Source organism: Pseudomonas sp. S150 (assembly GCF_004526365.1).
Lineage (GTDB): Bacteria > Pseudomonadota > Gammaproteobacteria > Pseudomonadales > Pseudomonadaceae > Aquipseudomonas > Aquipseudomonas putida_A.
The window spans coordinates 1,580,448-1,593,971 of sequence record NZ_CP038207.1; the positions used below are offsets into that span (position 1 = coordinate 1,580,448).

Below are 13,524 nucleotides of genomic sequence, written 5' to 3' on the forward strand. Positions count from 1 at the left end.
CCGTATTCGTTGTGACCCAAAGCCCTGTGCCTGACACTCGGACTCAATACTGGCCTGCTGGAGTTCCTGCGATGAATGAATCCGTACGTTTCGAAGATAAAGTCGTGATCGTCACCGGTGCCGGTGGTGGCTTGGGTCGGGCGCACGCGTTGCTGTTCGCCCGGCACGGCGCCAAAGTGCTGGTCAACGACCTCGGCGGCTCGACCCAGGGCGAAGGGGCCAACGCTTCCGCCGCCGACCGTGTGGTGGCGGAAATTCGCGAAGCCGGCGGCATCGCCGAGGCCAACCACGACTCGGTCACCGACGGCGACAAACTGGTACAGAACGCTCTCGATGCGTTTGGCCGCGTCGACGTGGTGGTGAACAACGCCGGGATTCTGCGCGACAAGACCTTTCACAAGATGGACGACGCCGACTGGGATCTTGTCTATCGCGTCCACGTCGAGGGCGCCTACAAAGTGACCCGGGCCGCCTGGCCGCACTTGCGCGAGCAAAACTACGGCCGGGTGATCTTCACCGCCTCGACCTCGGGCATCTACGGCAACTTCGGCCAGTCCAACTACGGTATGGCCAAACTCGGCCTCTACGGCCTGACCCGTACCCTGGCCATCGAAGGTCGCAAGAACAATATTCTGGTCAATGCCATCGCGCCTACCGGCGGCACGCGCATGACCGAAGGCCTGATCCCGCCGCATGTGTTCGAACAGCTCAAACCGGAACTGGTCAGCCCGCTGGTGGTGTACCTGGCCAGTGAACAGTGCCAGGAAACGTCCGGCCTGTTTGAAGTCGGTGGCGGCTGGATGGGCAAGGTGCGCTGGGAACGCAGCCTCGGTGCTGGCTTCGATCCCCGCAGCGGCTTCTCCCCGGAAGATGTCGCGGCGCACTGGCAGCAGATCTGCGATTTCGAAGGCGCGGCGCATCCGAAGGACAACATTGAAGCGCTGAAGGAAATGATGGCGAATTTGCAGAAGTATTCGCTGTAACGTTTGCCACGCCCCGCAAATACCGATCCCGCCGGTAAAGCCTTCGCCCATAAAAAAGGCCGCTGCAAACGCAGCGGCCAAGGTAAGACGTTGGATCAAGGAGCTACAAATCAACGTCAGTGAACACCGGGGCGATCAATCGAAGCATCGACTCATCTGAAATCGGTCAGCGCTGGCGCGAGTTGCTCAGCAGCCAAGGCTTGGTGCTTTGCGGCGTCTGCCTGAAAGCCCGCTCAGAATAAGCACTTGAACCCGAAGGAAAAATAGCGATTCCGGACATGCACTGTTACGGGGCGTGCAACAGTCTTGATCGCGCCACAGGATCCTGCACGGACTGCGCAAAGTGTTCGCGCCCGGAAATATATCGCTTCGCTGTCTATTCTGGATGGTTGAGTTAGTGACTTTGTATAAAGTTTTGTGCGGATTATTTGTCTGTGAATTTGTCATTTTTCACAGGTGGTTTTTTTGTTTCGGTTAATACCTTGTAATCTATATTTGTTGAAATGAACTGGCGCTTCTTGTTTGTTAAAAATAAAACTATCTTTCGCTATCGCAGTGATGCGGGGTTGTGTTCACTGAACTTGAAGGATAGGACTTGAATATGGATAAGTTATACAAAAGTTTGATGCGAGGTTCTGAAGGTGCAGAAGTAACCTGGAGGGCTGAGTGGGTAAAGGCCGCTGCCGCGCAGAATGATTTGTTCGCTATTGTTGAGGCGATCCCGACAGTTCGGCAGATTGCTCGGCAGGCATTGCAGCAAGAATTGCAGCAGCGGCAGAAGAATATCGATATTGATAATGTTTATATCAATATCACCGATCAGTCCAATGAGATTGAACGTCGTCCTTCGGGGAAACTCTCTGAGGTATTGCTTCATTGTCTTGATAATAATGTGCTGCCGAGCTATCTGGCTGGCGGCGGGGACGGTGTCTTTCACCTGCCCGATACCGTTGGCGAACAGATGAGAGTCAAAGGCTTCAGTATTATCGAGGCTGAGGAGGTTATTACTTATACGCTGCGAAATCTGGAAAGCAGCCTGCGTTCGGAGATGGCCAAGTATTGGGCGGCACCCGTAAAAGTCGCAACAACTGAAAAGACCGGGCTGACAAATAAACAGGCCTTGCAGCAGGCTTATAACGTTGTGCTGACAGCGGAGCTTTCTTTAAAAGCCATGGCGGGATTTCTGGATCACGGCATGGCGACGCGCTATTGCTATTTGTTGAACCTGGAAAACGGCGCCGGCGCTTATAACGTTGTGGTGAGTCCTGAATCCGACTCTCGCACTTCGCTTATTCCGGGGTTTGTCCTCGATAATGCGATGCGGGCGGATCCGCAAATGAAACTGCTCAATGAGCCCACCGGTTATGTCATTCACACGCCAGGCAACGGCTTTGAATACTTCGCCAGGAATCTCGAGGTGCATGCAACGCTGCTGGCGCGTGTATCGGCGTCCGGTAGCAAAATCGCTTTCCCTAAAGCCACGCAAAGTGTGTCCGCTCATTGTGTCGACGCTTACTTGAAGGGACAACTTGAGACGCTTGCAAGTCTGATGCGCGATCGCAAGGGCCAGACTCGAGCGTTCAGCCGGGTATTGCAGGACAATCAGATGTTGTCGGTGATGCGTGCTGACATCGGTCGTCGATTCGATCAAGTGCAGGCAGAACTCAAGCGGACCGAATGGCCACTCTGGCTGAAGAACGGTGGTAACACTCTTCAGCAGCGTTACGTCGAGCTTGAGCACTCGATGGAGAAATATCACTCTGACTACCAGGTGGTTTTCGACAGGTGTTTCTCGTTTAAAGATTATGTCTTGCGTTGTTTTTCCGAGTGGGCGATGAGCGCGTTGGGTGAGCAACTGGAAGCCGAGACGATAAAGGTGCGCAGCGTCCACAAGATGCAACTGGGGGGCCGCACCCTAGAGCAGGTCGATAACCGGACCCTGACGGAATTCATCATCTTCGGTCTGCATGACGAGGGGTATAAAGCCGAAATCAGCCTCACCGGGATGCCGCCCGGCAGCAAGCTGTCCGCTGCTGCACTTGAGCAATGGTTGAACAACATCAACGTGCGCTCGCAGTTTGTATCCAGTCTTCCGGCTGATCCATCGCCGGAGTTTGCACAGGCGTATCGCGACCACTTGCACAGCAACATCGAGTTCGCGCTTTTCGTTGCGCGCCATTCGGGCGTCTTCAGTGAAACCGAAGCGAAGGTAATCGAAAGGGCGCTGGCAGGTGACTCGTCGGTGTCTATCCGCGGATTGAAACTGAGCCTGCAGATCCCGGGGCCCGCCTTGAAAGGTGTGATGGTTTTTCAGGCACCGGAGACTCGGAACTATCTTGTTTATCTGATAACACCTGCAGGCAAGTCTGTTTTCATGACGTTTGCGGATGCATTCGCTCTGAACAAATGGTTTGAATCGGCCATGACCGCTGATCGTCAATACGCGGCGTCATTGATTCATCCGGACTATTTGCACGATGCCGGATCGTTGCGCGGTGCCAGCCGTCACTCCACCCATTATCTATATAAGCTGGATACCCAATACCCGGACCTTTTCCCCAATGGCACCGCGCCGTTGCTCAATGACGTCAAAGTCGCTTATCAGTCTGAACTGGCGTTACACAAGACCATTGCGCCTGCGCCTTACCGCTACCTCGGGATTGAGCCGCGCAAACGTTACGCTCGATTGAATACCGAACTGAAAGCGCTCTCCACCGTAGAGGCAAGGGACAATGCGTTCCCTTCTTTCGAACGCTTTACCCATGATGCGGTAAAGCAGAACCTTGAAAGCCTGTTGCGTTCGCGAGGACGAAATGTCGAGATCAGTCCGGATCAGATTATTGTCCAGACTGACGATTTTCAGAAAAGCGTAACGGATCTGCTCATCGAAGGGCTGTCGTTTGAAGCTGCCAATCCGGCATATCCGAGCAAGTATGACCCGAGGTATTTTTTGACGGGTGGCCATCCGGCAGTCGATCAGCTGGATATTCGCGATCTGTCCTCGTTATCGAAAACATTCCGTCCTGGCGACAGGTATACGGAAATGCTCAATACCGACTATCTGGACGGGAAGCATCCTGGCTATGCATTCAAGCGCGCCGTTCACGCAAAAAAAATTCGCTGTCAGATGCATTACGATCTGCTCTCCAACTACATCGATGGCAGGTTTGGGTCTGACATTTTTTTAGCGCTACAACGGGTTGTCGGGAATTTGAAAGAGGATGTCTATCACTACCCGATCAATGATTCGTCCGCAGAAGGTGATGAAGGTCTTTACGAATTCAATATCGGGAAAACAGGCTTGACCAAGTCGAGGGATCGTACGGTTGCGGGTGTCTACATCCTGCGGATGAACATTCTCGGCCAGTTCCACGACTGGTTATATACGCCCGATGCGCCGGATGGCGTTGCCTATCGACCCATCAACGATTTCATTCCATCCATTCGTTTCCAATACGGACCGATGCGCGATTACTACTTTGACCGGGTTGCAATCGTCGATCAAAAAGTAATCAATGATTATTTTGACGATCTTGCCGCGAGCGGGAAACCTCTGCCTCCGGTCAAGACGCAAGAACGCGCCAAGTTGAACAACCTCTTCACGTTCCATGATCGGAGAGTGCGTCGCGCATTGAGCGATATCGATGAGCGAACCACCAGTTTGAAGGAGGTTATCGCGGGACTGGTTTACGATGGCCTGATCAAAGTGGTGAATGTCATCAGTCTCGCCGTGCCGCCTATTGGCTCCGTGGCCGTTGCGGTGCAGATGATGAAAAGTGTCTACGACGGAGCACAGGCGCAACGGCGCGGTGACTACTCGGCGGCACTGGGATACGGCGCGGACGCGTTGATCGGACTATTTACGCTCGGCCAGGCGGCCACAGCCGGTGCGAGCGCAGAGGTGATCAAGCAGGTGACCAACGTTCAACGATCGTTTCTCGGTCTGGTCGATGATGCACGGTCGGCGGCGCAATTCGTCGCCGAGGCGGCGGGTCATAAAGCGGCAGATCAACAGTTGATCGATTTCTTCACTGAATTGATGAAGGATCGGGCAACCAGCATCAGCCAGACCATCGTGCGCTGATCCCCGGGCTGGCGCCTGGAGATCGCCTGACTCAACCGGCTTGCTCATACCCCATTCGCCAGCTCACGGCCCGCGACGCCGCCAGTAACCGCTGCGCCGCCGGGCCGTCTTCATCAGCGTGGAACAGTGAAGTCGGGCCGACGATGGTCAGCACTGCCGCTATCTGCCCGACTGCGTTGAACACCGGGGCTGACAACGCGTCCACACCTGGCATCAACAAGCCGTGCACATGATGCAGACCGCGTTCACGGATCTGCTCGCACAAACCGCTGTAGGCATTTTGATCGGCCAGTGGATGGCCGGCGACGGCGATTTCCTGCGCGCGCAACTCATCGGTTTCCCGATGCGGCAGAAAGGCACTGAACACCAGCCCGGTGGACGAGCTGAGTAACGGCAACACCGAACCCAGTTGCGTCACCACCGTCACCGCGCGCACCGCCGGTTCGATGTGCACCACGGTCGCGCCCTGATTGCCCCACACCGCCAGAAAGCAGGTTTCATTCAATTCGTCGCGCAGCTCGGACAGGGGCAGGGCGGCGACTTTCAGCACGTCCATACTGTTCAGGGCTGCCAGGCCTACACGCAACGCTTCACGGCCGAGGCCGTAGTGGTTGGTGGCGGCATTCTGCTCGGCAAAACCGCTGGCGATCAGTGCCTGGAGATAGCGGTGCACCTTGCTTGCCGGCATCTGCACATGTTCGGCCAGACGCGACAGTGAGGTAGAGGGCGACAACTCGGCCAACGCCTTGAGGATGTCGGTGCCGACCTCGGCGGAGCGGACTTTCTGTTTGCCGTTGCTGTCGCTGGTTTTTTCCATGGTGCGGCCGGGATCCGAAAACGAATGGGCGTCTTTATAGCTTGACGCTGGATAGCGAGCAAATTACGTTATGCGTAATCGAATTACGATAATAACAACCCCGGCGTGCGCAAAGCTCTGAGCCAGAGCGATGGGCCACTGCCGACTCCCTGTTCAGGAGGCTCCATGAACCTCGATTCAAACGCGTCGGAGCTGGCGTACCAGTCCGGTTTCGGCAACGAATTCAGCAGTGAAGCGTTGCCCGGCGCCTTGCCCATCGGCCAGAACTCCCCGCAAAAAGCCCCGTACGGCCTCTATACCGAATTGCTCTCCGGCACTGCGTTTACCATGACCCGCAGTGAATCCCGGCGTACCTGGATGTACCGGATCCAGCCGTCGGCCAATCACCCGGCGTTCGTCAAACTGGAGCGGCAACTGGCCGGCGGCCCGTTGGGTGAAGTGACGCCCAATCGCCTGCGCTGGAATCCTCTGGATATCCCGGCCGAGCCGACTGATTTCATCGACGGTCTGGTCGGCATGGTGGCCAATTCGGCGGCGGAAAAACCAGCCGGCATCAGCATCTATAACTAAACCGCCAACCGTTCGATGGAGCGGGTGTTTTACAACGCCGACGGCGAACTGCTGCTGGTGCCGCAACTGGGGCGGCTGCGAATTGCCACTGAACTCGGCGTGCTCGAAGTCGCGCCGCTGGAAATTGCTGTGCTGCCGCGTGGCCTGAAATTCCGCGTCGAGCTGCTTGATCCGCAGGCGCGCGGTTACGTTGCCGAGAACCACGGCGCGCCGCTGCGCCTGCCGGATCTGGGGCCGATCGGCAGCAACGGTCTGGCCAATCCGCGGGACTTCCTCGCCCCGGTCGCCGCCTACGAAAACCTGCAGCAGCCGACCACGCTGGTGCAGAAATTCCTCGGCCAGGTGTGGGGCACCGAGCTCGATCATTCGCCGCTGAACGTGGTGGCCTGGCACGGCAACAACGTGCCGTACAAATATGATCTGCGCCGTTTCAACACCATCGGCACCGTGAGCTTCGATCACCCGGATCCGTCGATCTTCACCGTGCTGACCTCGCCGACCAGCGTGCACGGTCTGGCCAACCTCGACTTCGTGATCTTCCCGCCACGCTGGATGGTCGCCGAGAACACCTTCCGTCCGCCGTGGTTCCATCGCAACCTGATGAACGAATTCATGGGCCTGATCCAGGGCGAATACGACGCCAAGGCTGAAGGGTTCGTGCCCGGCGGTGCCTCGCTGCACAGCTGCATGAGCGCCCACGGCCCGGATGGCGAAACCTGCACCAAAGCGATCAACGCGGAACTCAAACCGGCGAAGATCGATAACACCATGGCCTTCATGTTCGAGACCAGTCAGGTGCTGCGCCCAAGCCGCTTCGCCCTCGACTGCCCGCAACTGCAATCCACATACGACGCCTGCTGGGCCACGCTGCCCGCCACGTTCGACCCGACCCGGAGATAACCCATGACTCAGACTTCCATCACCCGCAGCTGGGTTGCTTCGGCCAATGGCCACGCGGATTTCCCGCTGCAGAACCTGCCGCTGGGCGTGTTCAGCACTGGCGGCTCGGCGCCGCGCGCGGGCGTGGCGATCGGTGAACATATTTTCGATCTGCAGGTGGCGCTTGAAGCCGGCCTGTTCGACGGCCCGGCACGCAGCGCGGTCGAAGCCATGCACGGCGGTCTGCTGAACGCCTTCTTCGACCTCGGTCGTGAAGCCCGCGTAGCCTTGCGCAGCCGCTTGCTGGAATTGTTCGGCGAGGGCAGCACTCATCGCGGCGCCATCGAAGCCCAAGGCGCAAAACTGCTGCCACTGGCTGCTGATTGTCAGATGCACCTGCCGGCACGCATCAGCGATTACACCGACTTCTACGTGGGCATCGAGCACGCGCAGAACGTCGGCAAACTGTTCCGCCCGGACAACCCGCTGCTGCCTAACTACAAGCACGTGCCGATCGGTTATCACGGTCGCGCCTCCACCGTGCGCGCCTCCGGCACCGACGTGCGCCGCCCGAAAGGCCAGACCCTGCCAGCCGGTGCCAGCGAGCCGACTTTTGGCCCTTGCGCCCGTCTGGACTACGAACTGGAACTGGGCATCTGGATCGGTCAGGGCAACGACATGGGCGAGCCGATCGCCATCGGTGACGCCGCCGAACACATCGCCGGTTTCTGTCTGCTCAACGACTGGTCGGCCCGCGATATCCAGGCATGGGAATACCAGCCGCTGGGCCCGTTCCTCTCCAAGAGTTTTATCACCAGTGTTTCGCCATGGGTGGTGACGGCCGAAGCGCTGGAGCCATTCCGTATGGCACAACCTGCGCGCCCGGAAGGTGATCCGCAGCCGCTGCCATACCTGTTCGACAAACGTGATCAAGATGGCGGCGCCTTCGACATCGAACTGGAAGTGCTGCTGCTCACCGAAGCCATGCGCGAACAGAATCTGCCAGCCCATCGCCTGACCCTGAGCAACACTCGCTACATGTACTGGACCGTCGCACAAATGGTCGCGCACCACAGCGTCAACGGCTGCCAGTTGCAGGCCGGTGACTTGTTCGGTTCGGGCACCTTGTCCGGTCCGCAAAGCGGTCAGTTCGGCAGCCTGCTGGAAATCACCGAGGGCGGTAAAAAGCCGATCGAACTGGCCTCCGGCGAAGTGCGCAAATTCCTCGAAGACGGCGACGAAATCATTCTGCGTGCGCGCTGCGCCCGTGACGGTTTTGCCTCGATCGGCTTCGGCGAATGCCGCGGCAAAGTGCTGGCGGCGCGCTGACAGGAGCGGATCATGGATCTCTACACCTATTACCGCTCGACCTCGTCTTATCGGGTGCGTATCGCGTTGGCGCTGAAAGGGCTCGACTACACAGCGTTGCCGGTCAATCTGATCGCGCCGTCGGGAGGTGAGCATCGCCAGCCGGCGTATCTGGCGATCAATCCGCAGGGCCGGGTGCCGGCCCTGCGCACCGATGACGGCGAGCTGCTGATTCAGTCGCCGGCGATCATCGAGTACCTGGAAGAGCGTTATCCACAGCTGCCATTGCTGCCCGAAGACCTCGCTGCCCGTGCTCATGTTCGCGGTGTGGCGGCGGTGATCGGCTGCGATGTGCATCCGCTGCATAACGTCAGCGTGCTCAATCGCCTGCGTCAGTTGGGCCACGAAGAGCCGCAGGTGGTGGAGTGGATCGCGCACTGGATCAGTCAGGGGCTGGCGGCCGTCGAGCAATTGATCGGTGACAGCGGTTTCTGTTTCGGTGAGTGGCCGTGTGTGGCGGATGTTTATCTGATTCCGCAGTTGTATGCGGCCGAGCGCTTCGGTGTTTCGCTGCAGGCTTACCCGCGGATTTGTCGGGTGGCGGCGTTGGCGGCTGAGCATTCGGCGTTCATCAAGGCGCATCCGGCCAATCAGCCGGATACCCCTTAAAGCTTCACCTTGCCCCAATGTGGGAGCGGGCTTGCTCGCGAAAGCGGAGTGTCAGGTACCGGGATGCTGACTGATACACCGCTTTCGCGAGCAAGCCCGCTCCCACAGGGGAGATTCGGCGCCCGCCAAAAAAATCATAAAAACAAAACAGGTACCTTGCGATGCACAACCAGATTGCCAGCTTTCGCGCGGCACTCGACGCCCGTCCTGTGTCCCGGTATCAGTGGTTATTGCTGATCCTGCTCGCCTTGCTGCTAGTCACCGACGGCTATGACGCCCAGGTGCTCGGTTACGTGGTGCCGGCTCTGGCTCAGGACTGGGGGCTGGAGAAAGCCGCGTTCGGGCCGGTTTTCAGCGCCAACCTGTTGGGCCTCACGCTCGGCTCGCTCGCGGTGACGCCGCTGGCCGATCGCTTCGGCGTGCGGCGAATCCTGCTCGCCTGCGTGCTGATCTACGCCAGCCTGACGGTGTTGATGGTGTTCGCCGATTCTCTGAACACCTTGATGATCGCGCGCTTCATCTGCGGTATCGGCATGGGCGGTGCGATGCCCAGTGCCATGGCCTTGATGTCGGAATATTCACCGCCTCGTCTGCGCACCTTGATGGTGACGCTGGCCGCTTGCGGGTTTTCGTTTGGCGGTGCGGCGGGTGGTTTTGTCGCCGCTGGCTTCATCGACCGCTTTGGCTGGCAAGCGGTGTTCCTTGCCGGTGGTGTCACGCCGTTGCTGCTGTTCCCGTTCCTGTGGTGGATGCTGCCGGAATCGCTGCCGCGTCTGCTGCGCGATGCACCGCCCTATGTGCGCCTGCGCAAAGTCACCGCGCGAATGCTGCCGGACTGGCAACCGCCGGCCGCGACCGTTGAACAGAACGAGCGCGAGCAGGGCAGCAAGCTGACCGTGGTCGAGCTGTTCCGCAACGGTTATGCACGACCGACTCTGCTGATCTGGGCGACGTTTTTTGTCAGCCTGATTCTGTTGTATTTCATGATCAGCTGGCTGCCGACGCTGTTGCTGGAAAGCGGTCTGAAACTCAATGAAGCCAACCTGGTGACCTCGATGTTCCTGTTCGCCGGCACTTTGGGCGCGGTGTGCATGGCCTGGTTCGCCGACCGCCTGAAACGCAAGGTCCGGCTGCTCTGCGCGGTGTTGGCCGGGGCGGCGCTGTGCACGATTCTGCTGGGCTTGAACCACGACAACCCGCGCTATCTGGTGGCCTGCGTGTTTGCCGCCGGGTTCTGCATCATCGGTGGGCAACTGACGCTGAACGCCTTCGCCAGCAACTTCTACCCGGCGCATGTACGCGCCACGGGCACTGGCTGGGCGTTGGGGGTAGGGCGCTTCGGTTCGATCCTCGGGCCGTTGTTCGGCAGCATGCTGCTGGCGATGCACATTCCGGTGACGCAGATTTTCTTCTTCTGCGCGATTCCGGCGGTTATTGCGGCGCTGCTGATCATCCAGGTGCGCTCGCCTTCAGATATCCCGCAATCCAATGTGGGAGCGAGCTTGCTCGCGAAGAACGATAACGCGGTCTGACAGAAAAACCGGTGCGTCTGCATCGCGGGCAAGCCACGCTCCCACAAGGGATCGTTGTGATGCAGAAGGATGGGTTCACGCTGAACCCTGTGGGAGCGGGCTTGCTCGCGAAGGCGATTCAGGCTTCGATGCATTCATCGCTGACACGACGCTTTGCGAGCAAGCTCGCTCCCAGGGATTAGTGGACGACTGAATTCGGCGGCAGGTGCCCAAGCCGCTCAGTCAGGCGCAGGCGCTGGATCGGATCATCACTGAGCAGCAGCGCATGCTCCAGATCGAAGCGCTCCGCGTTCGGGCAATCGAGCCGTTGATACAGGCTGGCGCGGGCCAGATAATCGGCGGCGCTGGCACCGCCCAGTTCCAGCACGCGTTCGGCATCGATCAGCGCGGCAATGTAATCCTCATGGGCCAGATGCAACTGCCGCAGGTTGCGTGACAGGCGCTGGAGCATCTGCTCTGGGCTGGCGGTGGCCAGATGGTCAGCGTTGAGTTTGAGGTGCGCGCCGTACTGACGTTGCAACAACTCGCGACAGTCATTGGGGTACAGCCGCCGACCGCCGCAGGGATCCAGCAGGTGATCAGCACCGGGTACCCGCAGCAGGAAATGCCCGGGGAAGTTCACCCCGACCAGCGGAATCTCCAGACCACGGGCCAGTTCCAGAGCAATCAGGGACAGGGTCAGCGGCTGGCCGCGGCGGGTCTGCAACACTTTGTGCAACAACGCGACTTGTGGGCGTAGCGGCAGAAAATCGTCCTGAGAGAAGCCCAGATCATTCAACCGCCGCAGCAACGGTTGCGCCAGTTCGCTGACTGGCAGCATCGGCAAGCCGTAGCTGACGCGCTGTTGCAGCTCCTTGAAGTCCTGTTGCAGCGCTTCTACATCGAGGCCTTTTTCGTGCTCGGCAGCCATCCACAGCGCCGCTTCGAACAGCGCGGGCGGTGAACGGTGCAGACACTCGAAAAAGCGTTGGCGCGGACTCATCGAAATCTCCGGGGAATGCCTCGTTTTAGCCCCGTCCGCGCCATTCGTCCAGTACCGGCCAGGTTATGCCGCAAAGTCGCCGTCGAAGCGGGCGCTTATTCCGGTGCGCTTCAGCAATTTTTGGGCGCAAGCCTATACTGGCGTCTACCAGAAGTGATTCGGGAGCCTGCCGATGTTCGCTCTCATGCAAAGCACTCGCCTGGAATCGCTGCACCTCAGCGTTGACCCTGTCACCGGGTTGAAGGCGGTCATTGCCATTCATAACAGTCGCCTCGGGCCTGCCTTGGGCGGTTGTCGTTATCTTGCCTATCCCAACGACGAATCCGCAGTCGAGGACGCCATTCGCCTGGCACAGGGCATGAGCTACAAGGCGGCACTGGCCGGGCTCGATCAGGGCGGCGGGGTGGCGGTGATTGTGCGCCCGGCGCATGTGGAAAACCGCGCTGCGTTGTTCGAAGCGTTTGGCCGCTGCATCGAGCAGCTCGACGGTCGCTACATCACCGCCATCGACAGCGGCACTTCGGTGGCGGACATGGATTGCATTGCCCAGCAGACCCAGCATGTCACCAGCACCACCTCGGCCGGCGACCCGGCGCCGCATGCGGCGATGGGCGTGTTCACAGGGATTCGCGCCACCGCCATGGCGCGGCTGGGCAGCGACAATCTTGAAGGCTTGCGCGTGGCGATTCAGGGCTTGGGCAACGTCGGTTATGCACTGGCCGAGCAGCTACACGCGGCAGGCGCCGAATTGCTGGTCAGCGATATCGATCACGGCAAGGTGCAACTGGCGATGGAACAGCTTAACGCGCATCCGATCGCCAACGACGCCTTGCTCAGTACACCCTGCGACATCCTTGCGCCGTGCGGCCTGGGCGGGGTGCTCAACAGTCACACGGTGACGCAACTGCGCTGCTCGGCGGTGGCCGGTTCAGCGAACAATCAACTGACGCATCTGGACGTGGCCGATCAACTGGAGCGGCGCGGGATTCTGTATGCACCGGATTATGTGATCAATGCGGGCGGGTTGATTTATGTCTCGCTCAAGCATCGCGGCGAAGAGCTGGGGACAATTACTGCGCACCTGTCGAAGATCAGTTCGCGGCTGACCGAAGTGTTTGCCCATGCGCAGGCCGAGAAGCGTTCGCCGGCGCGGGTAGCGGATGAGTTGGCAGAGAAAGTCCTGTATCGCTGAAAAGCAAAAGATCGCAGCCTGCGCCAGCTCCTACATATGGAATGCGTATTCCCTGTAGGAGCTGCCGCAGGCTGCGATCTTTTCGATTCAAACGTGGTTACTTGGCAGCTTTCGCCGCTTTAACCGGCTTCACTGGAGCTTCTTCCGGCTCAGCCGCTGCGTCTTTTTCGACTACTTCTGCCGGTGCATTGATCAGCTCCGACAGCGCATCAGGCTGGCTCTTGAAGGCCTTGGCGAACACATCGCGGTTCTTCGCCATGTAGATTCCGACTTCTTCAACCTGCTGCTCGTTCAGCGACGGCACGGCTTTTTGCAACACTTCGGACAGCATCTCGGCCAGTTCGAGCATTTTGTCATGACGGTCAGCTTCGGCTTTATCCATGAACAAGCGCTCCAGATCTCGGCTGCTGCGGTATACCACTTCGACGGCCATTCACCACCTCACATGCCTTCACATTTAGTTGTCTTAGCGACTACTGTATTTATATACAGCGAAAGGATAAGCGAA

Annotated in this window: 8 protein-coding genes and 2 pseudogenes; 7 read left to right on the forward strand and 3 right to left on the reverse strand. The window is 58.9% G+C overall.

Annotated features, from left to right (window positions below; all coding sequences use genetic code 11):
• The first annotated feature begins 71 nt into the window (after window positions 1-71).
• Both E3Z29_RS07200 and E3Z29_RS07205 read left to right on the forward strand, forming a co-directional pair.
• A complete protein-coding gene (locus tag E3Z29_RS07200; protein ID WP_134785457.1) occupies window positions 72-983 on the forward strand; it encodes an SDR family oxidoreductase in 912 nt (303 codons plus the stop codon).
• 601 nt (window positions 984-1,584) lie between these two features.
• Window positions 1,585-5,067 carry a dermonecrotic toxin domain-containing protein gene (locus E3Z29_RS07205; RefSeq protein WP_134785458.1) on the forward strand — a complete coding sequence of 1,161 codons (3,483 nt, stop codon included), beginning with the start codon at window positions 1,585-1,587 and terminating at the stop codon, window positions 5,065-5,067.
• A 31-nt stretch (window positions 5,068-5,098) separates the two neighbouring features.
• Here E3Z29_RS07205 and E3Z29_RS07210 read toward each other — a convergent pair whose 3' ends face one another.
• The gene (locus tag E3Z29_RS07210) at window positions 5,099-5,884 is read right to left on the reverse strand and encodes an IclR family transcriptional regulator (protein WP_097090409.1); all 786 of its coding nucleotides are present in this window, start codon (window positions 5,882-5,884) and stop codon (window positions 5,099-5,101) included.
• 165 nt (window positions 5,885-6,049) lie between these two features.
• Here E3Z29_RS07210 and hmgA point away from each other — a divergent pair.
• From hmgA to E3Z29_RS07230, 4 genes and pseudogenes are all read left to right on the forward strand, one after another.
• Window positions 6,050-7,354, forward strand: a pseudogene (gene hmgA, locus E3Z29_RS07215) (homogentisate 1,2-dioxygenase).
• Between the two features lie 3 nt (window positions 7,355-7,357).
• Window positions 7,358-8,662 carry a fumarylacetoacetase gene (gene fahA / locus E3Z29_RS07220; RefSeq protein ID WP_134785459.1) on the forward strand — a complete coding sequence of 435 codons (1,305 nt, stop codon included), beginning with the start codon at window positions 7,358-7,360 and terminating at the stop codon, window positions 8,660-8,662.
• A gap of 12 nt (window positions 8,663-8,674) precedes the next feature.
• Window positions 8,675-9,310 (forward strand): maleylacetoacetate isomerase, encoded by a 636-nt coding sequence (gene maiA / locus E3Z29_RS07225; protein WP_098967252.1) that lies wholly within the window; start codon window positions 8,675-8,677, stop codon window positions 9,308-9,310.
• Between the two features lie 161 nt (window positions 9,311-9,471).
• Window positions 9,472-10,842 carry an aromatic acid/H+ symport family MFS transporter gene (locus E3Z29_RS07230; RefSeq protein WP_134785460.1) on the forward strand — a complete coding sequence of 457 codons (1,371 nt, stop codon included), beginning with the start codon at window positions 9,472-9,474 and terminating at the stop codon, window positions 10,840-10,842.
• Window positions 10,843-11,020: 178 nt separating this feature from the next.
• Here E3Z29_RS07230 and E3Z29_RS07235 read toward each other — a convergent pair whose 3' ends face one another.
• Window positions 11,021-11,824: a SirB1 family protein gene (locus tag E3Z29_RS07235; protein WP_027610885.1), complete on the reverse strand. Its 804-nt coding sequence runs from the start codon at window positions 11,822-11,824 to the stop codon at window positions 11,021-11,023.
• 172 nt (window positions 11,825-11,996) lie between these two features.
• Between E3Z29_RS07235 and E3Z29_RS07240 the strand changes: the two genes are divergently transcribed.
• The gene (locus E3Z29_RS07240) at window positions 11,997-13,016 is read left to right on the forward strand and encodes a Glu/Leu/Phe/Val dehydrogenase dimerization domain-containing protein (RefSeq protein ID WP_047597781.1); all 1,020 of its coding nucleotides are present in this window, start codon (window positions 11,997-11,999) and stop codon (window positions 13,014-13,016) included.
• 178 nt (window positions 13,017-13,194) lie between these two features.
• On the opposite strand, the pseudogene E3Z29_RS07245 reads toward E3Z29_RS07240, so the two are convergent.
• A pseudogene (locus E3Z29_RS07245) lies at window positions 13,195-13,449 on the reverse strand (YebG family protein); the annotation flags it as partial.
• Window positions 13,450-13,524 lie beyond the last annotated feature (75 nt).

Coding starts and splice junctions, on each gene's coding strand:
- E3Z29_RS07200 (WP_134785457.1), top strand. CDS start 72: ATGAATGAATCCGTACGTTTCGAAGATAAAGTCGTGATCGTCACCGGT.
- E3Z29_RS07205 (WP_134785458.1), top strand. CDS start 1,585: ATGGATAAGTTATACAAAAGTTTGATGCGAGGTTCTGAAGGTGCAGAA.
- E3Z29_RS07210 (WP_097090409.1), bottom strand. CDS start 5,884: ATGGAAAAAACCAGCGACAGCAACGGCAAACAGAAAGTCCGCTCCGCC.
- fahA (WP_134785459.1), top strand. CDS start 7,358: ATGACTCAGACTTCCATCACCCGCAGCTGGGTTGCTTCGGCCAATGGC.
- maiA (WP_098967252.1), top strand. CDS start 8,675: ATGGATCTCTACACCTATTACCGCTCGACCTCGTCTTATCGGGTGCGT.
- E3Z29_RS07230 (WP_134785460.1), top strand. CDS start 9,472: ATGCACAACCAGATTGCCAGCTTTCGCGCGGCACTCGACGCCCGTCCT.
- E3Z29_RS07235 (WP_027610885.1), bottom strand. CDS start 11,824: ATGAGTCCGCGCCAACGCTTTTTCGAGTGTCTGCACCGTTCACCGCCC.
- E3Z29_RS07240 (WP_047597781.1), top strand. CDS start 11,997: ATGTTCGCTCTCATGCAAAGCACTCGCCTGGAATCGCTGCACCTCAGC.